The 22,356-nt window shown below is 67.4% G+C and carries 19 protein-coding genes; 6 read left to right on the top strand and 13 right to left on the bottom strand.

Annotated elements, in window-relative coordinates:
• Positions 1-50: 50 nt before the first annotated feature.
• The 5 genes from AB7E35_RS12055 to purN form a co-directional block, all read right to left on the bottom strand.
• Positions 51-1,361 (bottom strand): FIST signal transduction protein, encoded by a 1,311-nt coding sequence (locus AB7E35_RS12055; RefSeq protein ID WP_428164103.1) that lies wholly within the window; start codon positions 1,359-1,361, stop codon positions 51-53.
• A 50-nt stretch (positions 1,362-1,411) separates the two neighbouring features.
• Complete coding sequence (locus tag AB7E35_RS12050; RefSeq protein WP_428164104.1) at positions 1,412-2,224, bottom strand: PhaM family polyhydroxyalkanoate granule multifunctional regulatory protein; 813 nt, start codon at positions 2,222-2,224, stop codon at positions 1,412-1,414.
• A gap of 115 nt (positions 2,225-2,339) precedes the next feature.
• A complete protein-coding gene (locus AB7E35_RS12045; protein ID WP_428167622.1) occupies positions 2,340-3,554 on the bottom strand; it encodes a DesA family fatty acid desaturase in 1,215 nt (404 codons plus the stop codon).
• Positions 3,555-3,765: 211 nt separating this feature from the next.
• Entirely contained in the window at positions 3,766-5,040 is a 1,275-nt protein-coding gene (locus AB7E35_RS12040) for an RsmB/NOP family class I SAM-dependent RNA methyltransferase (RefSeq protein WP_428164106.1), read from the bottom strand.
• Positions 5,041-5,143: 103 nt separating this feature from the next.
• On the bottom strand, positions 5,144-5,725 hold the full coding sequence (purN, locus tag AB7E35_RS12035) for a phosphoribosylglycinamide formyltransferase (RefSeq protein WP_428164107.1): 582 nt from the start codon (positions 5,723-5,725) through the stop codon (positions 5,144-5,146).
• A gap of 24 nt (positions 5,726-5,749) precedes the next feature.
• On the opposite strand from purN, the gene AB7E35_RS12030 reads away from it, so the two are divergent.
• Entirely contained in the window at positions 5,750-6,451 is a 702-nt protein-coding gene (locus tag AB7E35_RS12030) for a YceH family protein (protein ID WP_428164108.1), read from the top strand.
• Between the two features lie 63 nt (positions 6,452-6,514).
• On the opposite strand, the gene AB7E35_RS12025 is transcribed toward AB7E35_RS12030, so the two are convergent.
• Positions 6,515-7,072 carry an HNH endonuclease gene (locus AB7E35_RS12025; protein ID WP_428164109.1) on the bottom strand — a complete coding sequence of 186 codons (558 nt, stop codon included), beginning with the start codon at positions 7,070-7,072 and terminating at the stop codon, positions 6,515-6,517.
• Positions 7,073-7,235: 163 nt separating this feature from the next.
• Here AB7E35_RS12025 and AB7E35_RS12020 point away from each other — a divergent pair, with 163 nt between their 5' ends.
• From AB7E35_RS12020 to AB7E35_RS12005, 4 genes are all read left to right on the top strand, one after another.
• Positions 7,236-8,279 carry a bifunctional riboflavin kinase/FAD synthetase gene (locus AB7E35_RS12020; RefSeq protein ID WP_428167621.1) on the top strand — a complete coding sequence of 348 codons (1,044 nt, stop codon included), beginning with the start codon at positions 7,236-7,238 and terminating at the stop codon, positions 8,277-8,279.
• Between the two features lie 125 nt (positions 8,280-8,404).
• Positions 8,405-11,281: an isoleucine--tRNA ligase gene (ileS, locus tag AB7E35_RS12015; protein ID WP_428164111.1), complete on the top strand. Its 2,877-nt coding sequence runs from the start codon at positions 8,405-8,407 to the stop codon at positions 11,279-11,281.
• On the top strand, positions 11,281-11,778 hold the full coding sequence (gene lspA / locus AB7E35_RS12010) for a signal peptidase II (RefSeq protein ID WP_428164112.1): 498 nt from the start codon (positions 11,281-11,283) through the stop codon (positions 11,776-11,778). Before ileS ends, lspA begins: the two co-directional genes overlap by 1 nt.
• A 137-nt stretch (positions 11,779-11,915) precedes the next feature.
• On the top strand, positions 11,916-12,404 hold the full coding sequence (locus tag AB7E35_RS12005; RefSeq protein ID WP_428164113.1) for a hypothetical protein: 489 nt from the start codon (positions 11,916-11,918) through the stop codon (positions 12,402-12,404).
• A 74-nt stretch (positions 12,405-12,478) separates the two neighbouring features.
• Here the strand turns inward: AB7E35_RS12005 and AB7E35_RS12000 are convergent, their stop codons facing one another.
• The 3 genes from AB7E35_RS12000 to AB7E35_RS11990 form a co-directional block, all read right to left on the bottom strand.
• Positions 12,479-13,465: a bile acid:sodium symporter family protein gene (locus AB7E35_RS12000; RefSeq protein ID WP_428164114.1), complete on the bottom strand. Its 987-nt coding sequence runs from the start codon at positions 13,463-13,465 to the stop codon at positions 12,479-12,481.
• Between the two features lie 109 nt (positions 13,466-13,574).
• The gene (locus AB7E35_RS11995) at positions 13,575-14,390 is read right to left on the bottom strand and encodes an NUDIX hydrolase (RefSeq protein WP_428164115.1); all 816 of its coding nucleotides are present in this window, start codon (positions 14,388-14,390) and stop codon (positions 13,575-13,577) included.
• Positions 14,390-15,376 carry a quinone oxidoreductase family protein gene (locus AB7E35_RS11990; RefSeq protein ID WP_428167620.1) on the bottom strand — a complete coding sequence of 329 codons (987 nt, stop codon included), beginning with the start codon at positions 15,374-15,376 and terminating at the stop codon, positions 14,390-14,392. The genes AB7E35_RS11995 and AB7E35_RS11990 overlap by 1 nt, the downstream gene beginning before the upstream one ends.
• Positions 15,377-15,510: 134 nt before the next feature.
• Between AB7E35_RS11990 and AB7E35_RS11985 the strand changes: the two genes are divergently transcribed.
• Positions 15,511-16,413 carry a DMT family transporter gene (locus AB7E35_RS11985; RefSeq protein ID WP_428167619.1) on the top strand — a complete coding sequence of 301 codons (903 nt, stop codon included), beginning with the start codon at positions 15,511-15,513 and terminating at the stop codon, positions 16,411-16,413.
• 87 nt (positions 16,414-16,500) lie between these two features.
• On the opposite strand, the gene AB7E35_RS11980 is transcribed toward AB7E35_RS11985, so the two are convergent.
• The 4 genes from AB7E35_RS11980 to AB7E35_RS11965 form a co-directional block, all read right to left on the bottom strand.
• Positions 16,501-19,176: a bifunctional diguanylate cyclase/phosphodiesterase gene (locus AB7E35_RS11980; protein ID WP_428167618.1), complete on the bottom strand. Its 2,676-nt coding sequence runs from the start codon at positions 19,174-19,176 to the stop codon at positions 16,501-16,503.
• The gene (locus AB7E35_RS11975; protein ID WP_428167617.1) at positions 19,173-20,342 is read right to left on the bottom strand and encodes a TRAP transporter substrate-binding protein; all 1,170 of its coding nucleotides are present in this window, start codon (positions 20,340-20,342) and stop codon (positions 19,173-19,175) included. The genes AB7E35_RS11980 and AB7E35_RS11975 overlap by 4 nt, the downstream gene beginning before the upstream one ends.
• 82 nt (positions 20,343-20,424) lie before the next feature.
• Entirely contained in the window at positions 20,425-21,255 is an 831-nt protein-coding gene (locus AB7E35_RS11970) for an SDR family oxidoreductase (protein ID WP_428164120.1), read from the bottom strand.
• A gap of 193 nt (positions 21,256-21,448) precedes the next feature.
• A complete protein-coding gene (locus AB7E35_RS11965; protein WP_428164121.1) occupies positions 21,449-22,201 on the bottom strand; it encodes a tyrosine-protein phosphatase in 753 nt (250 codons plus the stop codon).
• Positions 22,202-22,356: the final 155 nt, after the last annotated feature.

The following is a 22,356-nucleotide window of genomic DNA, read 5'->3' as shown; positions in this document are numbered from 1 at the left end:
TTATTGATAGCATCCGGTACCGCGCAATCAATGCCTCGGCGCGGATACGCTCAGGCATCCGAAGCAGGACCGACAAACACCGTCAGCACGCCGCTGTAGCTGTAGAGCTGGTGGTCGGCGATCTCCCCGCCAGCGAAAAAGCCCACCAGCGGCACGTCGCCCAGGGCGTGGCGCACGATCTGCAGCTCGGCACCCGGGCCGCCAAAATGCGGCCCGCCGCGGCCGGCGCAGCTGACGTAGAGGGCGCCGCAAATGCGCCAGCCGCCGGGTGGCTCTAGGCCGGGCAGGCCCTGGCTGGCGCCTGCCGACACGCGGAACGCAGGCGCGGGCTCGTCCTGCAGCTGCGGCTCCAGTTCCTCGCGGATCTCGGCGCAAATGCGCACCAGGTCGGCGCGCGCCGCCGCCGCGTGGCGCCGGCAGAACGTCAGGCGCATGCCGGTCTGCACCCTGTCGCCCAGCGCCACGCCGCCGCGGGTGATGTCCAGCCCCACGATGTGCCGCACGCGCGTGCCGGCATCGAAGTGGCCCGGGTGCTGGTGGCGGGGGGCGCCGGCATCGTCCAGACCCGCCAGCGTGGCGCGCACCGCGGCCAGCGCGGGCTGCGGGCCGCCGTCCAGCGACACACCCAGGGTGCGCAGCAGCACATCGAGCGCGGGCTCGTCGTCCAGGCGCAGCACCAGGTTGTCTTGCGCCGCGGTGATGGTGGCCGTCGGCCCGATGGGCTGGCAGCCCTGGCTGACGCGCGTGACCAGGTTCAGCTGCCCATCAAAGGCCACGCCGGACAAACCGCCATGCAGCACGCCGCCCACGGCCACGCCGTCGCCCGCGTGCAACGCAAACTGCACGCCAGGCCCGCGGCTGGCGGATACGCCGCCGAACACAAAGCCGCTTTGGGTGCGGCCTGCCATTTCGTTCACCAGCTCGGTCAGCTCGGGCGTGCCGCCGTCGGCATGCACCAGCGCCGTGCGGGCGACGAAGGGCGGCGCGGCGGTGACCGCTGCGGCCGCGCCGGCGCTGGCATGCTGCAGGGGCGCAACGCCGGAAAAGACACGGTAATGCTCTCGCGCAATGTCGCACAGCATCACGGCCAGCGCGGGCTCGTCGAAATGCTCGGCGTTGTTGCCCGCCACGCCCACACCCACGGTGCCGCTCCAGTCGGACACGGCGGGCAACTGCGCCGCCAGATAACGCAGCAGGGCAGCGGCATCGCCCGCGTAGTGGTCGGTGATGTAGATCAGCCCCAGCGATGGCGCGCGCACGTACCGGGGCAGGGCCATTTGCGCCTTCAATTGCGCCACCGCCAGCGCAGCCGCCATCTCCCACTGCGGATGGGCGGCATGGGCATGGGCAAAAAGCTTCATGGGTCAATTGAACAGGTCATGGCCGACGGCACTGCCCGGCCGGGGGCTGGTCAGCCCGCGGGCCGCCGCGTGCGTGCCGATGCAGTGGTCTTGGCTGCGGCAGGCCGGCTTGCGCTGGCGTCGGGTGCAGCGGCGCCGGCGGCGCCCGTCTTGGCAGCGGCCTTGCGTGCGGCAGGCTGCGCCTTGCCGGCTGCCTGGGCAGAGGGTGTGGCCTGCGCGCTGACGGCAGCTGCAGCCGCGCTTTGCAGATCCTGGGCGGTCTGCATGCCCTGGGCTGCCGCCTGCGCGGCCATGTCGGTGGCTGTCTTGACGGCGCCGCTGGCCATCTCGCGGGTTGCCTCGAAGGCGGCCTGGTGCGCGCTGACGTCCTTGATGGCGTTGGCCGCAATCTGCTGGAACTGGCTGGTCAGCGCGCCCCACCATTGCATGGGGTCGGCCATGCCGGGAATGGCGGACGCCGCCTGCGCCTGCGCAGCCTGCGGCTCGGGCGATGCGGCGGACGACGGCGCAGCCGCGGCGCTGGCATCGTCGGGGGTGGCGCGTGCCGCGCCAAATGCGCCGGCCAGGTCGCCCATGGCGGTGTTCATGCCCTGCAGCGTGGCCAGGGTCATCTTTTGCACCTCCAGCGCCTGCACGGTGGCAGTGAGCGCGCGCGAGTTCTGATCGAGCCAGAACTGCACGGACTTGAGCTCCTGGATGCGCTTGTCGATGTCTTCCACGCTCATCGTGGGCGCAATCCAGCCGGTGGGCATCGACATGCCGGGCATGGCCGGCATGCCGGCCGCTGCGCCCTTGGCCAGGTTTTGCAGGAAGTCAAAGCCCGGAACAAAGCGCCCGAAGCCGAAGGGGGATGTATCGCTCATGGCCACTCCTGTGTGTCTCTGGTGGATTAGGTGATTGACAGCTTACCCGCAATGCCGCGCAAACGCGGCTTTTTCATGCAAATCTGCGCGGCGCGTGCCGTGTTGTCTTGCGGACTCAGGCGCGTGCCGCACGCAGGCGCACAGAGAACTCCTGCAGCGCCGCGATGCCGCTGGCCTCGGCCCGCTGGCACCAGGCCTGCAGGTCGGCCGTGAGCTGCTCGCGCGAGCGCGAGGTGTTCAGCCACAGCTGGCGCAGCTCTTCGCGCATGGTGACCATCTTGTCCAGCGCGGGGTGAGCGGCGCGGGCCTGGGCCAGCTGCGGCTGGGCGCGGGCGGGCACCTTCTCGGCGTCGCGGTGCAGCCAGCGCCGGGCCGTCCTGAGGGCAGACACATCGGCCTTGCGCGCCTTCAGGGCGGCGATCTCGTCCTGGCAGGCGCGCCGCACGTCGCGCGCGTAGCCGGCCATGACCTCGTAGCGGTTGGCGATCAGGGCCTCCAGCGTCTTTTCGTCGGCCACGGGCCTGACGGCGCCCAGTTGCAGCCGGGGCGGCACCTTCTTGACGGTGGCCCAGCCAATCTTGCGCAGCAGGCTGATGTAGAGCCAGCCGACGTCGAACTCGTAGGGCTTGACCGAGAACTTGGCCGCCGCGGGGTAGGTGTGGTGGTTGTTGTGCAGCTCCTCGCCGCCGATCACGATGCCCCAGGGCACGAGGTTGGTGGATGCGTCCGGCGCCTCGAAGTTGCGGTAGCCCCAGTAGTGGCCCACGCCGTTGACCACGCCCGCAGCCCAGAACGGAATCCACGCCATCTGCACCGCCCACACGGCGGCGCCGGCCGCGCCAAACAGCGCCAGATCCGCGACCAGCATCAGGCCCACGCCCTGCCAGGTGAAGCGGGTATAGACGTTGCGCTCCATCCAGTCGTCGGGCGTGCCGTGGCCAAATTTTTGCAGCGTCTCAGGGTTCTTCGCCTCGGCGCGGTACAGCTCGGCGCCCTTCCACATCACGGTGCTCAGCCCCCGCGTCTGCGGGCTGTGCGGATCGTCGGGCGTCTCGCAGCGGGCGTGGTGCTTGCGGTGGATGGCCACCCACTGCCGGGTGACCATGCCCGTGGCCAGCCACAGCCACAAGCGAAAGAAATGCGACGGCACCGGCCCCAGCTCCAGCGCGCGGTGCGCCTGGCAGCGGTGCAAAAAGATGGTGACCGCGGCGATGGTGATGTGCGTCGTCACCAGGGCGTAGAGCACGATGTGCCACCAGGACAGATTCCACAGTCCATGGGCCAGCCAGTCGAGGACGGCGTTCAGCAGCGCCCCATCGGGGATCGGCATAGGTAAGACCTTTTCACAAGCAAAAAACCAGGGGATGCCCGCGCCGGTTGCGCAGGCGTGCTGTTGATATTAGAGGCCTGCCGCTGTCATGATTTCAAGCCGCGATCAGTGTTTACGCGGACGGCATGCGGCGCGGCAGCAGGAGTGAATCCATCCGGCGTGGCCGCGCGCGCCGCGCAAAAGCGGCCCGGGAGGGCGCGTTCACACTGTCTCAGTCCTTGCGGCTCCAGACGGCGGCAAAGAACCCGTCCGTCTGGTGCCGGTGCGGCCACAGGCGCAGGTAGCGCGTGCCGCTGTCGCCGCCGGCGCACAGGCTGGCTGCCTGCTCCACCTTGAGCTGCGCCAGCACCTCGCCCGCGTCCAGCGGCGCAAAGTCGGGGTGCGCCGCCGTGAAGGCCTCGGCGATGGCCTCGTTCTCCTCGGGCAGCACGCTGCAGGTGGCATAGACCAGGCGCCCGCCGGGTTTGACCAGGCGCGCGGCGCTTTGCAGGATGGCTGTCTGCTTGGCCGTCAGCTCCTGCACCGACTGGGGCGACTGGCGCCACTTCAGGTCGGGGTTGCGCCGCAGCGTGCCCAGGCCCGAGCACGGCGCATCCACCAGCACGCGGTCGATCTTGCCGGCCAGGCGCTTCACGCGCTCGTCGCGCTCATGGGCGATGGCGGCCGGGTGAACGTTGGACAGGCCGCTGCGCGCCAGGCGCGGCTTGAGCGCCTCCAGCCGGTGGCCCGACACGTCAAACGCATACAGCCGCCCGGTGCTGCGCATGGCCGCGCCAATGGCCAGCGTCTTGCCGCCGGCGCCGGCGCAAAAGTCCACCACCATCTCGCCGCGCTTGGCATCCAGCAGCAGCGCCAGCAGCTGCGAGCCTTCGTCCTGCACCTCGATGGCGCCGCGCGTGAACGCATCCACCTTGGCCAGCGCGGGCTTGCCCTCAATGCGCAGGCCCCAGGGCGAGTACGGCGTTACTACTGATTTGATAGCTGCTCGCGCAAGTTCTGCCTGCACTTCAGGCCGTTTTGCCATCAAGGCGTTCACGCGCAGATCCAGCGGCGCGCTGTGCGACAGGCTGTCCACCAGCGGCCAGAAACCCTGGCCCAGCTGGGCCTTGAGCGGCGCGGCCAGCCAGTCGGGCAGGTTGTGGCGCTGGGGTTCGAGCAGTTCGTCGTCACGCACGGCGTCGCAGGCGTCCACCCAGGCTTTTTCCTGGTCGGACAGGGCGCTTTTAAGGAAGTCCCGCGGGCCGTAAAAGCCCAGAATGGCCAGGCGCCGTTCCTTGGGGCCCGAGCCCGAGCGCGCCAGCTGCTCGTACAGCAGCTTCTTGCGCAGCACGTTATAGACGGTCTCGGCCAGCGTGGCGCGCTCGCGGGGGCCCAGCGCGCGGTGTTCACGGAAATAACGCGACACCACCGCATCAGCGGGGTGTTCAAAAGTCAAGGTCAGCCTGACCAGTTCGGCGCAGGCATCCAGAAGGGCTTTGGGGTGCATGGGGCGGATTGTCCCACCTTGCGCCCTGTGCGCTGTCTGGCAGCGCCCGATGGCTTATTGCAAAACAAGGCTCTGGCCCTTGTTTATCAAGCGCAAGCAGCTATCAATTTTTAAGCAAATGCGCCAGCACGGCGCGCGGGTAGATCAGGTGCTCCTGCGTCAGCACGCGGGCGGCAAGGGTGTCGGCCGTGTCGCCGGGCAGCACGGGCACCACGGCCTGATCCAGGATGGGGCCCACGTCCAGCTCGGCCGTGACCTCGTGCACCGTGCAACCGGCGAATTTGCAGCCCGCATCAATGGCGCGCTGGTGCGTGTGCAGCCCCGTGAAGGCGGGCAGCAGCGACGGGTGGATGTTGACCAGCCGCCCCGCAAAGTGGGCCACAAAGCCCGGCGTAAGGATGCGCATGAAGCCCGCCAGCACCACCAGCGCGGGCTCGTAGGCGTCGATGGCCTGGGCCAGCGCGGCATCGAACGCCTCGCGCGAGGCGTAGGCCTTGTGGTCCAGCACCTGGGTGGCGATGCCCTGGGTGGCGGCCAGCGTCAGGCCCCTGGCGTCTGCCTTGTTGCTCAGCACCGCTGCCACGCGCACGCCGTGGCGACCCACCCAGTTTTGCTGCTGCGCCGCGCGCACGATGGCCGCCATGTTGGAGCCGCCGCCGGAGATCAAAATCACGATGTTCTTCATTTGCCGCAAATTATCCCCCTGCCCATGCCCTTCGATCCCCACACCCGCCCCCTGACCGCGCCGCAGGCACGCGTGCTTGCCACGCTGCTGGAAAAATCCCGCACCGTGCCCGACAGCTACCCCCTCAGTCTCAACAGCCTGGTGCTGGGCTGCAACCAGAAAAGCAGCCGCGACCCGGTGATGCAGCTGTCCGACAGCGAGGTGCAGCAGGCGCTGGACGATCTGCGCCAGCAGACGCTGGTGCAGGAGATCGGCGGCGCCCGCGTGGCGCGCTGGGAGCACAACTTCCAGCGCGGCGTGGGCGTGCCCGACCAGTCCGCCGCGCTGCTGGGCCTGCTGATGCTGCGCGGCCCGCAGACGGCGGCCGAGCTGCGCATCAACGCCGAGCGCTGGCACCGCTTTGCCGACACCTCGTCGGTCGAGGCTTTTCTGGACGAGCTGGCCGAGCGCCCCGAGGACAAAGGCGGCCCGCTGGTCATGCTGCTGCCGCGCGCGCCTGGCGCCCGCGAGCCGCGCTGGGCGCACCTGCTGTGCGGTCCAGTGGACGTGGCCGCCTTGCAGGCCGGCGCACAGGCCGCACCCCGCACAGGCGCGTCGGCCGCCGACAGCGACGCGCTGGCGCAGCGCGTGCAGGCATTGGAGGGCGAGGTGGCCGCCTTGCGCGCCACCGTGGCGCAGCTGTGCGAGCAGTTGGGCGTGACGCCCGGTGAGGATGCGGCGCAGTAAAACGCGAGCCGCTGCCGCCTCTGGGCCTCCCAAGGCGGGCATAGGCAAAAGACTCTCAGCCTCTCAGCTCAGCAGCCGCGACGACTTGGGCACATGGGCCATCAAAAACTCCATCTGGTCGGCCAGGATGCGCCGGTTGCGCAGGATGAAGTCTTCCCACAGGCTGGGCACGTAGGGGGTGTAGAGCAGCGGCATGTGGGCCTGCTCCGGGGTGCGCGGGCCCTTGCGGTGGTTGCAGGGGCGGCAGGCGGTAACCACGTTCATCCAGTGGTTCAGGCCATTTTTGGCAAACGGCACGATGTGCTCGCGCGTCAGGTCCTGCTCGGCAAAATGCCCACCGCAGTAGGCGCACACATTGCGGTCGCGGGCAAACAGCTTGGAATTGGTGAGGCTGGGGTACAGGTCAAAGGGGTTGATGCTGGGCACACCGCGGGTGCCGATGATGCTGCTCACCGCAATCTGCGACTGCTCGCCCGTCAGCGCGTTATGGCCGCCACGAAACAGCGCAATCTGCGCGCCGATCTCCCAGCGCACCTCGCCCGCGGCGTAATGCGTGACCGCCTGCTCCAGCGATATCCACGACTGCGGCAGCCCTTGGGCCGACAGCTTCAAGACCTTCACAACACGCCTCCTGCAATGCAACACAAGAATCGGAACGCTGATGTCTCGCCCGGCGCGCCATGGGTGCGCACCGGGTAGCGCACAATATACGCTTTTATGTGACAGATTGGCGTCAAGCGCTTGATGGACATGCGCCAGCCGCTATCAAAAGAAAAGCACTGCGATGAAGATTTTCCGCGGCTTCCATCATCCTGGAGTGGCCCCCGCCTGCGCTCTCACCATTGGTAATTTCGACGGCGTGCACCGCGGCCACCAGGCCATGCTGGCCCTGCTGAACAACGAGGCCCAGCACCGCGGTGTGCCCAGCTGCGTGCTGACCTTCGAGCCCCACCCGCGCGACTACTTTGCCGCGGTGCACCAGCGCCCTGATCTGGCGCCAGCACGCATCGGCACACTGCGCGACAAGCTCTCCGAGCTGGCGCGCTGCGGCGTGCAGCAGACCGTGGTGCTGCCCTTCAACGACAAGCTGGCACGCCAGTCGCCCCAGGCCTTCATCGACGACGTGGTGGTGGGCGGCCTGGGCGCGCGCTACCTGCTGGTGGGCGACGACTTTCGCTTTGGCGCGCAGCGCGCGGGCGACTACGCCTTGCTGGACGCCGCGGGCAACGAGCGCGGCTTTGAGGTGGCGCGCATGAACAGCTACGAGGTGCATGACTTACGCGTATCCAGCTCGGCCGTGCGCGAGGCACTCGCCGCAGGAAACATGGCAGACGCCGCGCGCCTGCTGGGCCGGCCCTACGCCATCTCGGGCCATGTGGTGCATGGGCGCAAGCTGGGGCGCAAGCTGGGCCGCTCGGCCGCCAGCGGGCCGCACCAGGACGGCTTTCGCACGCTGAACCTGCGCTTTGCGCACTGGAAGCCCGCCGCCAGCGGCATCTTCGCGGTGCTGGTGCACGGGCTGGACGCTGAGCCCCTGCCCGGCGTGGCCAACCTGGGCGTGCGCCCGTCGCTGGACCCCAGCGACGTGAACGGCGGGCGCGTGCTGCTGGAGACGCACTGCCTGCGCTGGCCCCAGCACCTGGGAGCCGAAGGGGGCTACGGTAAGATCGTGCGCGTGGAACTGCTGCACAAACTGCACGACGAGCTGAGGTACGACAGCCTGGACGCCCTTACGGCCGGTATCGCCAAGGACTGCGATGACGCCCGCGCGTACTTCGCATCCACCCACGCAGAGACCCGTCGCCAGACCACCCGCGACCGAATTTGACGGGGCCGCCGCTCGCCCCGCCCTCTTGCTGGCGGGCTGCTGCCGCCCTGCCCCTGCCCAGTCCCGATATTTGCCGGCCTGCCGGGCACGATGCCCGCAACGCCCCTGACCTGAAGGTTCCCCCCATGTCCGACGCCAACGCCAAAAACGCCCCCGCCAGTGCCTATCGCGGCACGCTGAACATGCCAGACACGCCCTTCCCCATGCGCGGCGACCTGCCCAAGCGCGAGCCGGGCTGGGTCAAGGAATGGCAGGACAACGGCCTGTACAAGCGCCTGCGCGACGCCCGCAGCGGCGCGCCCAAGTTCATCCTGCACGACGGCCCGCCGTATGCCAACGGCCAGCTGCACATCGGCCATGCGGTGAACAAGATCCTCAAGGACATGATCACCAAGGCGCGCCAGCTGGAGGGTTTTGACGCCATCTACGTGCCCGGCTGGGACTGCCACGGCCTGCCGATCGAGAACGCCATCGAAAAGCTGCATGGGCGCAACCTGCCGCGCGACGAGATGCAGGCCAAGGGCCGCGCCTTCGCCACCGAGCAGATCGCGCAGCAGATGGTGGACTTCAAGCGCCTGGGCGTGCTGGGCGACTGGGACAACCCGTACAAGACCATGAACTTCGCCAGCGAGGCTGGCGAGATCCGCGCACTCAAGAAGGTGATGGAGCGCGGCTTTGTCTATCGCGGCCTCAAGCCCGTGTACTGGTGCTTTGACTGCGGCTCGTCGCTGGCCGAATTCGAGATCGAGTACCAGGACAAAAAGAGCCAGACGCTGGACGTGGCCTTCAAGGCACACGAGCCGGCAAAGCTGGCTGCCGCCTTTGGCCTGCAGGGACTGGAAAGCCCCTCCGGTAGCCCGACCAAAGACGCCTTTGCCGTCATCTGGACCACCACCGCCTGGACCATTCCCGCCAACCAGGCGCTGAACCTCAACCCCGAGCTGCCCTACGCCCTGGTGGACACCGAGCGCGGCCTGTTCATCGTGGCCGAGACACTGGTCGATGCCTGCCTGACGCGCTGGGGCCTGGCCGGCCAGGTGCTTGCCGTGGCGCAGGGCGCAAAGCTCGGCGGCCTGGAGTTCGAGCATCCGCTGCATGACGTGCATGCGGGCTACCGCCGCCTGTCGCCCGTGTACCTGGCCGACTACGCCACGGCCAGCGACGGCACGGGTATCGTGCACAGCGCGCCTGCCTATGGCGTGGACGACTTCAACGCGTGCGTGGCGCACGGCATGAAGTACGAGGACATCCTCAACCCCGTGCAGGGCAACGGCAGTTATGAGGAGCAGCTGGCCCTGTTCGGCGGCATGAACATCTGGAAGGCCTGCCCCGTCATCATCGAGACGCTGCAGACCGCTGGCCGCCTGCTGCACACCACCACCATCACCCACAGCTACCCGCACTGCTGGCGCCACAAGACGCCCGTGATCTACCGCGCCGCGGCCCAGTGGTTCGTGCGCATGGACGAGGGCGAGGGCGTGTTCACCGACCCGGCGCAAAAGCCCGCGCAAACGCTGCGCCAGATTGCGCTGGATGCCATCGAGCACACGGCCTTCTACCCCGACAACGGCAAGGCCCGCCTGCGCGACATGATCGCCGGGCGGCCCGACTGGTGCATCTCGCGCCAGCGCAGCTGGGGCGTGCCCATCCCGTTCTTTCTGCACAAAGATTCTGGCGAGCTGCACCCGCGCACCATGGACATCCTGGACCAGGCCGCCGAGATCGTCGAGCAAGGCGGCATCGAGGCCTGGAGCCGCGTGACAGCCGAGGAGATCCTGGGCGCTGATGACGCGCAGCACTACACCAAGAGCACCGACATCCTGGAGGTGTGGTTCGACTCCGGCTCCACCTTCTGGCATGTGATGCGCGGCACGCACCCCACCATGCACCACGACGAGGGCCCCGAGGCCGACATGTACCTGGAGGGCCACGACCAGCACCGCGGCTGGTTCCACAGCTCGCTGCTGCTGGCCAGCGCCATCTACGGGCGCGCGCCCTACCGCAGCCTGCTCACGCACGGCTTCACGGTGGACGGCCAGGGCAAGAAGATGAGCAAGTCGCTGGGCAACACCGTATCGCCGCAGGAGGTGAGCGGCAAGCTGGGCGCCGAGATCATCCGCCTGTGGTGCGCCGCCACCGACTATTCAGGCGACCTGGCCATCGACGACAAGATTCTGGCGCGGGTGGTGGATGCCTACCGCCGCATCCGCAACACGCTGCGCTTTTTGCTGGCCAACGTGAGCGACTTCGACCCCGCGCAGGACGCCGTGCCGTTCGACCAGATGCTGGAGATCGACCGCTACGCGCTCACGCGTGCCGCGCAGTTCCAGCAGGAGGTTCTGGCGCACTACAAGGTGTACGAGTTCCACCCCGTCGTGGCCAAACTGCAGCTGTACTGCTCGGAAGACCTGGGGGGCTTTTACCTGGACGTGCTGAAAGACCGCCTGTACACCACGGCGCCCAAGAGCCTGGCGCGCCGCAGCGCGCAGACGGCGCTGTACCAGATCACCCACGCCATGCTGCGCTGGATGGCGCCGTTCCTGTCCTTTACCGCCGAAGAAGCGTGGAAGGTGTTTGGAAAGTCGCAATCCATCTATCTGGAAACCTACCAGACCATCCCCACGGCGGACGAGGGCCTGGCCGCCAAGTGGGAACGCCTGCGCGAGATCCGCGACGCAGTCAACAAGGAGATCGAGACCGTGCGCACCGCCGGCACCGTGGGCTCGTCGCTGCAGGCCGTGGTCACGCTCACCGCCGCGCCCGAAGACCATGCGCTACTGGCCAGCCTGGGCGACGACCTGAAGTTCGTGTTCATCGTTTCCGCTACTCATTTGGTAGCTGGCAGCGCACTGCATATCAGCGTTGCGGCCAGTTCTGATGCCAAATGCGAGCGCTGCTGGCACTACCGCGCCGACGTGGGCCACAACCCCGAGCACCCCACCCTGTGCGGGCGCTGCGACAGCAATCTGCATGGCGCCGGTGAAAACCGGGTGCACGCCTGATGGCCCGCGCCAACGCATCCGTCAGCGCCAGCCTGTGGCCCTGGCTGGGCTGGGCGGTGCTGCTGGTTTTGGCCGACCAGTTCACCAAGACGCTGATCCTGGGCTACTACCGCCTGGGCGACGCCACCTACGTGACCAGCTTCTTCAACATCGTGCGGGCACACAACACCGGCGCGGCGTTCTCCTTTCTGGCGGACGCGGGCGGCTGGCAGCGCTGGCTGTTCACCGGTATCGCCGCCGTGGTGGCGGCGTTCATCGTGTGGCAGCTGCGCCAGCACCCGGGGCAAAAGCTGTTTTGCTTTGCGCTGTCGAGCATTCTGGGCGGCGCGGTGGGCAACGTGATCGACCGCGTGCAGCACGGCTACGTGGTGGACTTTCTGGACTTTCACCTGCGCGGCTGGCACTTCCCGGCCTTCAACGTGGCCGACTGCGCCATCACCGTGGGCGCGGCGTGCCTGATTCTGGACGAGCTGCTGCGCGTGCGCCGGGCGCGCTGAACACCAAAAACCTCCGGGGAAAAGTCTTGAACCTGACACGATGGAGCAGGCTTTTGCATGCCGCGCTGGGCATCGCGGCGTGCGGGGCGGCAGCGGCCGTTTGGGCGCAGACATCAAAACCAGCCGCTGACCAACCCGTGGTCGGGCATTTGAGGCTGCAAGACAACCTGGATCGTCCGCAGGACGGGTATTGCCTGGACGTGGTGGGATCAGGCCAGTACATCCGGTTTGACCTTCCCTTGACGGCACACAATTGCAAGCCCGGCCTGTACCAGGACGAGGCCGTGGCGATCGATGCTGAATCGCGCATCCAGTTCGTCGCCTATGGAGCCTGTGCGACGGTGGCGGGGCTCAATGGCCGCGCCCTGCCCGGAGCGGCGGTGGTGCCGCGCCAGTGCGATGAAAAAACCCCTTTCATGGATGCCCGGCCGCTGCAGCGCTTTGATTTTCGGGCGGATGGCCTGATTGAGCTGCGGGGCTCCGGGCTGTGCCTGACCGTGGGCAATGAGTCGGACTGGACGTTTGAGCGCACGCACCGCTGGCGTGCGCTTTTCGTTGCACGGTGCGCGTCAGCGGTGCCAGCACTGTCGCGCTGGAAGTTTGTGGCCTACAAGCCCGGCCCATAGCGCCAATCCACGGCGCGCAGCCACCCAGCCATGAAAACAGCCCGACCCTCGAAAGACGGCCGGGCTGTTGTGACTTATGGCACCGCTGGCGGCTCCTGACGCCGCGCATAGCGCTGCGCCAGCACGGCGCACACCATCAGCTGCATCTGGTGGAACACCATCAACGGCAGCACGATGGCGCCCGCCGCCTGTGAGGCAAACAGCACCTTGGCCATGGGCACGCCGCTCACCAGGCTCTTTTTGGAGCCGCAGAACACGATGGTGATCTCGTCCTCTTTTGAAAAACCCAGGCGCCTCGCCAGCCAGGTGGTGGCCGTGAGCGCCGCGCCCAGAATCACCGCGCACACCACCAGCAGCCCGGCCAGCGCAGGCAGCGGCAGCTGGCGCCACAGCCCGCCCACCACTGCCGCGCTGAAGGCCGTATAGACCACCAGCAGCACCGAGCCCTGGTCCACATATTTCAGCGTGGCCGCATGACGCGTGATGAAGCCGCCAATCCACGGGCGCAGCAAATGCCCCGCCACAAACGGCAGCGCCAGCTGCAGCATGATGCGGCCTATGCTGCCCAGCATGTCCTGCTGGGCCGTGCCGCCGGCCTGCGGCAGCACCAGCCCCACCAGCAGCGGCGTGATGAAAATGCCCAGCAGCGTGGAGGCCGACGCGCTGCAAATGGCGGCCGCCATGTTGCCGCGCGCCACCGCCGTGAAGGCGATGGACGACTGCACCGTGGCCGGCAGCACGCACAGATACAGCACGCCGGTGTACAGGTCGGGCGTCACCAAAGGCTGCAGCAGGGGCTGCAGCACCAGCCCCAGCACCGGAAACAGCGCGAACGTGCTGGCCACCACCAGCAAATGCAGCCGCCAGTGGCCCAGGCCCGCCAGCACCGCCTGGCGCGAGAGTTTGGCGCCGTGCATGAAAAACAGCAGCGCCACCACGCCCACGGTGGCCTTTTCAAAAAAAGCCCCCGCCCCGCCCGATGCGGGCAGCAGGCTGGCCAGCGCCACGGTGGATACAAGGGCCAGGGTGAAGTTGTCGGGCAGCAAACGGGAACGGGCCATGATGTTGTGATGGACGACGGCGCCAGGCGCCGCGCAACGGGGGTATCAGTCAAAAACGCCTGTAGCGCTTATGAATAAAGCGCTAGCAGCTACACATTCAATAGCAAAATCACCAACCGTAAAACCCCGCCAGCACCAGCGCCGCCTCGGGCGTGAACGCGCCGCGCGCCAGGCGTTCGTGCACCTGCGCGTGCGTCAGGCATTCAAAGCGCGCCACCTCGCCGTCCTGGTTGACGGGCCTCACGCCCTCGGGCACCGTGGCATGGAACCAGTCGATGCGCTCGACCATGTAGCCGCTGCCGCCCGCCTCGTCGCTGGGCTGTGCGAACTGCACATCGCCACCATGCGCCAGCCGCCGCAGCTGCTCCAGGCGCAGGCCGGCTTCTTCCCAGGTCTCGCGCGCCAGGGCTTGCGCCAGGCTGTCGGCGGCCGACACCATGCCGCCCATCAGCGTGTCCCACTTGCCGGGGTGGTTGGGTTTGGTGAGCGAGCGCTGCTGCACCCACATGGCGCCGCCCGCAGTGCAGCCCACCAGGTGCACAGCGTGCGTGGCCAGGCCCAGCACCCGCACGGCGCCGCGCTCCACGGTGGCCAGGCGCCGCCCATCGGGCGTGCACACGGCCAGTTGCTCGTCACGCCAGGGGCCGCAGTGGCCGGCGGCGCGCAGTGCGTGGGCCAGTGCGTTCAGGGCAGCGGTGGCGTCAGGCGCCGTCACCGCCCAGGCCCGGGCACCTTCGTGCTGCACTATTGATAGCTGGTAGCGCTCGTCCAGCAAGGGCTGCAGGTCAATTTGACCAAATACCGCCGCATCGACCGACCCCACCGGCTCGCGGCCCAGCAGCAGCGGCAGGCGTGGCGCGGCCGGGCCGCTGGTGGCGCAGGCGCGGGCGGCGGCCACCCAGGCGGGGGCGTTGGCAGAGAGCATCACGCCAGCGTCAGAATGGTGGAGCCGGTGGTCTTGCGCGCCTCCAGGTCGCGGTGCGCCTGCTGCACGTCGCGCAAAGCGTAGCGCTGGGCAATGTGGATCTTCACCTGCCCGCTGGCTACCACGGCGAACAGGTCGTCGGCCATGGCCTGCGTGGATTCGCGCGTGGCGATGTGCGTGAACAGCGTCTGGCGCGTGACGTACAGCGAGCCTTTGGCGCCCAGCATGCCCGGCGCGAACGGCGCCACGGGCCCCGAGGCGTTGCCAAAGCTGGCCATCAGGCCAAAGGGGCGCAGGCATTCCAGCGACTTGCCCCAGGTGTCCTTGCCCACCGAGTCATAGACCACCTTCACGCCGCGCCCGCCGGTGATCTCCTTGACCCGCACGGCAAAGTCTTCCCGGGCGTAGTTGATGGCGTAGGCCGCGCCGTTGTCCAGTGCCAGCTGGCATTTGGCGTCGGTGCCGGCGGTGGCGATGAGCTGCAGGCCCAGCGCCCGCGCCCACTGGCAGGCAATCAGGCCCACGCCGCCCGCGGCCGCGTGGAACAGCACGAAGTCGCCCGGCTCAAGGCCCTCCACGGGGCGCGTTTTTTTCAGCAGGTACTGCGCGGTGAGACCCTTGAGCATCATGGCCGCGCCGGTCTCGAAGCTGATGGCATCGGGCAGCTTGCACACGCACTTGGCGGGCATCACGCGCGCCTCGCAGTAGCTGCCGGGCGGCTGGCTGGCGTAGGCCGCGCGGTCGCCCACGCGCAGGTGCGTGACGTCTTCGCCCGCGGCCTCGATCACGCCCGCGCCCTCCATGCCGATGCCGGCGGGCATTTGCAGCGGGTACAGGCCGGTGCGGTGATAGACGTCGATGAAGTTCAGCCCGATGGCGTGATGGCGGATGCGCACCTCGCCCGGGCCGGGCTGGCCGACCTGCACGTCAACAATCTGCAACTCTTCGGGGCCGCCGTGCTGGCGGATCTGGATGGCAAGGGTCATGGCTGTCAGGTCTCCTGGTGAATAGTGGGTCTTGGACGGGTACGGGCGCAGCGCGCAGCGGCCCGAATGCTGCCATGTTTTGACGCGCTGGGCGCCCTTGACCGTCATGCGATTGGCTTACAGTTGCTCCCCCTATGACACAACGACTTTCGCCGAGCACCATCGCGATGCTCGTCGCCGCGCCGCTGCTGTGGGCCGGCAATGCGGTGGTGGGCCGCGTGGTGAACACGCTGATCCCGCCCCTGACCCTGAACTTTGTACGCTGGCTGCTGGCTTTTGCGCTGCTGGCGCCGCTGGCCTGGCAGGTGCTGCGCCCGGCCAGCGGCCTGTGGCCGCACTGGCGCCGCTATGCGCTGCTGGGGCTGTTTGGCATTGGCAGCTACAACGCGCTGCTGTACCTGGCGCTGCAGACCTCCACGCCGCTGAATGTGACGCTGGTGGGCTCGGGCATGCCGGCGGCCATGCTGGTGGTGGGCGCGCTGTTTTTCGGCGTGCCCGCCACGCGCCAGCAGGTGGCGGGGGTGCTGCTGTCGGTGGCGGGCGTGCTGCTGGTGCTCAGCCGCGGCAGCTGGGAGCAGCTGCTGGCGCTGCGCCTGGTGCCGGGTGACTTGTACATGGTGCTGGCCACCTTCTCCTGGTCGGTCTATAGCTGGCTGCTGGTGCGCACGGCCGAGCCCCAGGGTCTGCGCAGCGACTGGGCTGGTTTTTTGATGGCGCAGATGGTGTTCGGGCTGGCCTGGTCCGGCGCGTTCGCGGGGGCGGAATGGTCGCTGGAGCACAGGCAAATCATCTGGGGCTGGCCGCTTGCTGCGGGCCTGGCCTTCATCGCCATCGGCCCGGCCATCCTTGCCTATCGATTCTGGGGTGTGGGCGTGCAGCGCGCGGGGCCGGTAGTGGGGGGGTTTTTCGTCAACCTCACGCCGCTGTTTGCGGCCATGCTGTCCACGGCCTTTCTGGGCGAGGCGCCGCACCTGTACCACGCGGTGGCCTTCGTGCTGATCGTCGGCGGGATCGTGGTGTCGTCGCGGCGGGCCTAGCAGACTGCACCGGCGACTGGGAGTTTTTCGGCCGTGGCCGAAAGGTGCGTCAAAACGCATCGGACGGCGTGGCCGTGCGGTACCCGGTCAGGGCAGGGGCACAGCCGGGGCGGTGCACAGGGCTTCGAATTCATCCACCGGCATGGGCCGCGCGAACAGGTAGCCCTGGTACATGTCGCAGCCGTGCTGGGCCAGAAAGTCGCGCTGCGCCTGGGTTTCCACGCCTTCGGCCACCACTTCCAGCTCCAGGCTGCGTGCCATGCCCAGGATGGTCTGCACCACTACGTCGTCAATGTGGCGCTCGCCCAGGTGGTGCACGAAAGATTGGTCGATTTTCAGGCGGTGCAGCGGCAACCGCGTGAGGTAGGCCAGGGATGAATAGCCGGTGCCAAAGTCATCCAGAGCAAAGCGCACGCCTTTGGTGCGCAGCTGGTGCATTTTGGCGATGGAGTCCTGCACGTCTTCCAGCACCAGGGATTCGGTCAGCTCCAGCTCCAGCCGGTGCGCGGGCGCACCCGTATGCTGCAGCTGCTGCAACACCAGATCCACGAAGTCGGGCTGGCGAAACTGGCGCGCGCTCACGTTCACGCTCAGCGACAAGGTGGACAGGCCCTCCTGCCCCTGCCAGCGCGCGAGCAGCTGGCAGGCGGTGCGCAGCACCCAGCGCCCCATGGGCACGATGAGCTCGCCGTCTTCTGCCACGCCGATGAACTGCGCCGGCGGCACCAGCCCACGCTCGGGATGCTGCCAGCGGATCAGCGCCTCGGCGCCCATCATGGTGCCGCCCTGCGAGAACTGCGGCTGCAAGTGCAACAAGAACTGGTCTGCGTCCAGCGCGGCCTGCAGGTCGGCTTCCAGGCGCGCACGGCGGTTGATCGCCACCTGCATGGCAGGGTCGAAAAAGCACACGGAGTTGCCGCGGTTCGTCTTGACCTGGTACATGGCGATATCGGCCTGCTTGAGCACTTCGGCCGCCGTTTGCGGCACTTGGCCAAACAGCGCGGCTCCCACGCTGCAGCTGCCGTGGTGGGTTTGGCCGGCAATCTGGTAGGGGCGGGCCAGCAAATGCAGGATCTTTTGCGCCACGCTGCGCGCCTGCAAGGCGGCCTGCACAGCGTCTGCGGGCAGGCTCGCCAGCACGACCACGAACTCATCCCCGCCCAGGCGCGCCACCAGATCGCCGGCTCGCACGCTGGCCACCAATCGCCGGGCCACTTGCTTGAGAAACAGGTCGCCCGTCTCATGTCCCAGGGTGTCGTTCAGGGTCTTGAAGTTGTCCAGGTCGATGAACAATACTGCTCCCAGCGTACCCGCGCGTTCCGCCCCCGCGCAGGCCTTGCCCAGCTGATCCAGCAGCATGCGGCGGTTGGGCAGGCCGGTCAGCTGGTCGTAGAAGGCCAGGTGCTCGATCTCGGCTGCGGCCTGGCGCAGGTCGGTCACGTCGTGGCAGATGATGACAAGGCCACCGTCAGGCGTGGCCCGCTCGGTGACCTGAACGATATGCCCGTCGGGTAGCCGCAGCTCCACCGTGCCCTTGGGATTGCGCTGCCGGGCCATGCGCGCCCGTACCCAGTCGCGCTTGTCCTGGGCATGTGCGCCGGGCAGGTGGTAGTGCACCATGGTCTCGAACACCCGCCGAAACGGCAGGCCCACGGCCAGGGTGCCCTGCAGCCAGGGGAACATCTCTTCGAAGCGCTGGTTCCGCTGCGCTATGCAAAAGCGCGCGTCCAGCAGCATGAAGCCGCTCACCATGGCGTCCACCACCTGATCCAGCAAAGCCTTGGACCGGGCCTCCACTTGGCGTGCATGGTGCATGCGCCGGGAATACAGGGTGGCAAAGACGCCCGCGAGAATCAACGACACGCCCAACAGCACGGCCCCCGCGAGCACGGTCACGGCCCCATCCCTCCAGCCCGTCAACGCCAGCGCCTGCGGCAGGCTGGCGGTTACCCAGAGGTCCTGGTACAGCAGAGGGCGCGCGAATACAGTGGCCGGCTCGCCCGACAGGCGGGCCGGCGCAAGCCACGCATCCGCAAGATTGGCTCGCGCCGCCTCCTCGTGCAATGCTGGCGCCGCCAGGCGCACGGGCTCGGCAGCGCCCTGCGACGCATCCACGCCCAGCAGCAGCTGGCCTTGGGTGCGCTCGAACGTCACCTCGATTTCCGGCACGCCCTGCCCTTGCAGCAGAACCGACACCAGCGCCTCCACCGGCACCTGGGCCACGGCCAGCAAGGGCGTGCCATCGTCCAGCCGCAAGGGGCGAGCCACGTAGAGTACGCGCTCGGAGCTGAGCGCACTCATCTGCGGCTGGCTGACGATCAGCGTGGGCACGGCCTGCGACATCGCGGCCGCCAGAAAGCCTGTGGGCAGGCTCACAGAGCGCAGGCCCTCGCGCGGCACGGATGCTGCCAGCAAAGCGCCCGTCTCATCGAGCAGCGCGACGTAGCGCAGCATCAGGTTTTGCCGTGCCGCGCCGCGCAGCAGGCCCGAGACGCCCACCGCGTCAAAGCTTGCGCGGCCACTGGTGTCGGCATGCAGCATTTCTTCGGTACTGGCCAGGAGCACATCCAGCGACAGCAGCGCACGATTCATGCCGACCTCGGCCCCAGCGGCAAAGCGCTTGACCCGTGCCTCGCCCTGGGCCAGCGCATCAGATCGGCCATTCCACAGCAACGCAGTCACGGCCGCGGTCAGGGCCACAAGCAGCACCCCCAGGATGCCCCACAGCACCACAAGCAGTCGGCGGTGGGCACTCAGCGTCATGGCGCGGCAGGCAGGGCTATGCCCCGCGCGGGACCGATGGTGCGTTGCCAGATATCGGCGCACTGCGCACCGCAGCGCTGCAGCCAACTGGGCAGCACCACGGTGCGCAGGATGTCGTCACGGCGTGCTTCATCTTGTTTCGTCACGGGCACCAGCTTCATGGCGCCCTGGCGTCCGGCAGTGCAGCGCGGGCTACCCACGTTGCAGGCCACGCCCTGTTCGGTCTCGTGCTCGGCGCTGCGCCAGATGGCAAGCTCCAGCCGCGGCAGTTCGGCCAGCAACAGGGTGCGCAAATCATCGGGCAGCGCCTGCCAGGCGGCACGGTTGGCGCCAAAAATGGCCACCCCCCAGGTAATCGGCATGGGGTAGAGATGCGTTGAATGCCGGTGCAGGCCGATGCTGTTACCCGACATGGCACCCGTCACGGCGCAGTCGCTGGCGCCTGACGCCATGCTGGCTGCCACTTGCGCAAACGGCAGCCGCTGGGGACGCGCCTGCAGCGCGCCGAAGAAATCCCCCTGCGCAGCGGACGACACGCGCACCCGTCTGTCGCGCAGGTCGGCCAGTTCTTTCAAGGGCTGCTTACAAAACAGCACCTGCGCTGTGTAGGCGTACAGCGCCAGCAACTCGATGCCCATCTCGTCGCGCAGCGCCTTTTCCAGGTGAGGACGAAAAACCTCCAGCGATGCGCGCAACTGCCCCATGTCTGGATGGAGCCCCGGCAAATCCACTGCGGCGTACTGCGGATACTGCACCGCCAGCGAGCTCATCAACACCGTGCCAAAGGGCACCACGCCCAGTTGCATCAGCCGCAGCATCTCGGTGCCCGGCACGCCGGCGCGGTCGAAAGGGACGATGTCGGCGCGAAAACGGCCGTGGCTGAGGCGTGGCAGGTCACGCGTCCAGAAAGGCGCCTCGAATTGCGTGTGCTGCGTGAGTCCTGCCAGACCGCCCACCACGCGCAGCCTGAGCTCTGGTGGTGCGACCGGCGGGGCTGGCTGCGATACGTTGGCGTCGGTTGCAGACACGCTGGCCTGCGCCGGGGTGGCGGTCTGCGCCGCGGCCTGGGGTATCGCGGTGCACAGCACACACGCCAGCAGCAAGGTCGCCATGCGCACCCCTGTGCCTTTCAAGCCATGCAGGCTGGCGCAGCGACGCAGATTCATAGCTGCCCCCAGCGCACATGCGCCCATGCCGTTGGCGGATTGAGGACTGAGCACTTGCTTGTCATCGTGTCAAAAAGTGCCTTCAAAAGGTACCGGGATACGCGCCGCCATCCGCCAGCACGTTCTGCCCGGTGATGTAGCCCGCCTGCACGCTGCACAGAAAGGCACAGATGGCACCAAACTCCTGCGGCGTACCAAAGCGCCGTGCCGGAATCATGGAGAGCTGCGCGCGTCGCACTTCGTCGAGATCTTTGCCGGTCTTGGCGGCTGCGGCACTCAGGGTGCCCGTCAATCGGTCTGTTTCAAACTTGCCTGGCAGCAGGTTGTTGATGGTGACGCCGCGTCCGGCAATGGCGGCGCTGCGCGCTGCGCCCGCCACGAAACCTGTCAAGCCGCTGCGCGCACCGTTGGACAGACCCAGAATGTCGATGGGCGCCTTGACCGCGCTGGAGGTGATGTTGACGATGCGCCCAAACCCCCGCTGTGCCATGCCGTCCACCGTGGCACGGATCAGCTCGATAGGGGTGAGCATGTTGGCGTCCACCGCGCGCATCCAGTCCTCACGGCCCCAGTCACGAAAGTCGCCCGTCGGCGGTCCGCCTGCGTTGGTGACGACAATGTCGAAGTCCTTGCCAGGACCACCTGCCACGCTGAACGCCGCTGCGCGGCCTTGCGCAGTGGTGATGTCGGCCGCCACGGTCAATATGCACGGAGGATTCTTGCCACCTTTGACGGCCACCCAATCGGAACTTGCAGCCACCAAATATGCGGCAGCCCGCTGCAAATCGTCTGCATTGCGGGCATTGAGCACCACATTGACGCCCTCGCGCACCAGCGCTTCGGCACAGCCATGCCCCAGGCCTTTGCTGGCACCGCACACCAGCGCCCACTTTCCGTCGATTCCGAAATCCATTGCTCGCTCCAACCTTGCCCTGGCGACAGTTACGAACTGTTTGAAACAATCATAGTGGACAGATCGGCGCAACACAGCAGTCCGACGCGATTTGCGAGGTGACAGTCATTCACAGGCTACGTTTGGCCCGAGCCGGAAACGCGCGGCGCAGCCACTTGGCAGATTGCTCACCAGCGATTAGCTGCGCTTGCAGTCAGGCCGTCACCGGCTGCAAGTACAGCTCGGCCAGCCGCTTGCGCGCGGCTTCGTCCACACCAAGGCGCAGGTGAAGATAACGCTGCAGGCCACCATGGTCTTTCTCCACGGCCTCCAGGGCAGCCTGCAAGAAACCTTCCTGCACACGCCAGATGACATCCAGCACCTCGTCGGAAGCCGAGTCGGCAAGTGACGTGGGGCGTCGATACAGGCGATTGGTAAGCAAGTAGTCGTGCATGACCACATCTTGCGGAACATCCAGAGCCAACAGAAGCATCGCAGCCGCAAAGCCCGTTCGGTCTTTGCCCGCCGTGCAGTGGAAAACCAGGGGCGCGTTGTGTGCAAGCAATTGCTCAAACAGCCCTGCGAACTGCTGCGCGTTGTCGGACACAAATGCGCGATAAGTGTCCTGCATCAAGCTGACCGCGATCGGGGCGGTCATCTGATGCCCCGCCAAGGCCATCTCCTTTGCGCGCTGCACTACGGTGGGCTCAATTGGCAAGGACTGATAGCGCACTTGCGGCAGTGCGTAGCTCAGAGCAGCGCTCTCGGCGCGACCTCGAAAATCCACTGAACACGTCAACCCTAAGTCCGCAAGCATCTGACCGTCGTCTGGCGTCAATCCGGCCAAGTGATCCGAGCGAAAAATTCTGCGCCAGCGCACGATGCGACCGTCCGTCGCAGGATAACCACCCAGATCGCGAAAATTGGATGCACCAGATAGTGGGAGAGAGCGTGAAAATTCAGCCATGCGGGCTACTGTAGTTCAATGCTGAGGCATTGGTGCTTCAGTCCCTGCCCATAGTGAAGAGGACTTCAACGTTATTGCATTCCAACGCAAAACGCCCTCCCACGGTTTAAGTGGGAGGGCGGTTTGGGGCTGAAGGAGCCTGACGATGACCTACT

This window comes from Diaphorobacter sp. (assembly GCF_050251835.1).
In the GTDB taxonomy this organism is placed as follows: domain Bacteria; phylum Pseudomonadota; class Gammaproteobacteria; order Burkholderiales; family Burkholderiaceae_C; genus JBFXIE01.
Note: the sequence above shows the minus strand (reverse complement) of the source record. Positions and strands in the feature narration are given on the sequence as shown.

Bases quoted from the DNA above. Each gene is read 5' to 3' on its own strand.
- AB7E35_RS12055 (WP_428164103.1), bottom strand. From the start codon at position 1,361: ATGAAGCTTTTTGCCCATGCCCATGCCGCCCATCCGCAGTGGGAGATG.
- AB7E35_RS12050 (WP_428164104.1), bottom strand. From the start codon at position 2,224: ATGAGCGATACATCCCCCTTCGGCTTCGGGCGCTTTGTTCCGGGCTTT.
- AB7E35_RS12045 (WP_428167622.1), bottom strand. From the start codon at position 3,554: ATGCCGATCCCCGATGGGGCGCTGCTGAACGCCGTCCTCGACTGGCTG.
- AB7E35_RS12040 (WP_428164106.1), bottom strand. From the start codon at position 5,040: ATGCACCCCAAAGCCCTTCTGGATGCCTGCGCCGAACTGGTCAGGCTG.
- purN (WP_428164107.1), bottom strand. From the start codon at position 5,725: ATGAAGAACATCGTGATTTTGATCTCCGGCGGCGGCTCCAACATGGCG.
- AB7E35_RS12030 (WP_428164108.1), top strand. From the start codon at position 5,750: ATGCCCTTCGATCCCCACACCCGCCCCCTGACCGCGCCGCAGGCACGC.
- AB7E35_RS12020 (WP_428167621.1), top strand. From the start codon at position 7,236: ATGAAGATTTTCCGCGGCTTCCATCATCCTGGAGTGGCCCCCGCCTGC.
- ileS (WP_428164111.1), top strand. From the start codon at position 8,405: ATGTCCGACGCCAACGCCAAAAACGCCCCCGCCAGTGCCTATCGCGGC.
- lspA (WP_428164112.1), top strand. From the start codon at position 11,281: ATGGCCCGCGCCAACGCATCCGTCAGCGCCAGCCTGTGGCCCTGGCTG.
- AB7E35_RS12000 (WP_428164114.1), bottom strand. From the start codon at position 13,465: ATGGCCCGTTCCCGTTTGCTGCCCGACAACTTCACCCTGGCCCTTGTA.
- AB7E35_RS11995 (WP_428164115.1), bottom strand. From the start codon at position 14,390: ATGCTCTCTGCCAACGCCCCCGCCTGGGTGGCCGCCGCCCGCGCCTGC.
- AB7E35_RS11990 (WP_428167620.1), bottom strand. From the start codon at position 15,376: ATGACCCTTGCCATCCAGATCCGCCAGCACGGCGGCCCCGAAGAGTTG.
- AB7E35_RS11985 (WP_428167619.1), top strand. From the start codon at position 15,511: ATGACACAACGACTTTCGCCGAGCACCATCGCGATGCTCGTCGCCGCG.
- AB7E35_RS11980 (WP_428167618.1), bottom strand. From the start codon at position 19,176: ATGACGCTGAGTGCCCACCGCCGACTGCTTGTGGTGCTGTGGGGCATC.
- AB7E35_RS11975 (WP_428167617.1), bottom strand. From the start codon at position 20,342: ATGAATCTGCGTCGCTGCGCCAGCCTGCATGGCTTGAAAGGCACAGGG.
- AB7E35_RS11970 (WP_428164120.1), bottom strand. From the start codon at position 21,255: ATGGATTTCGGAATCGACGGAAAGTGGGCGCTGGTGTGCGGTGCCAGC.
- AB7E35_RS11965 (WP_428164121.1), bottom strand. From the start codon at position 22,201: ATGGCTGAATTTTCACGCTCTCTCCCACTATCTGGTGCATCCAATTTT.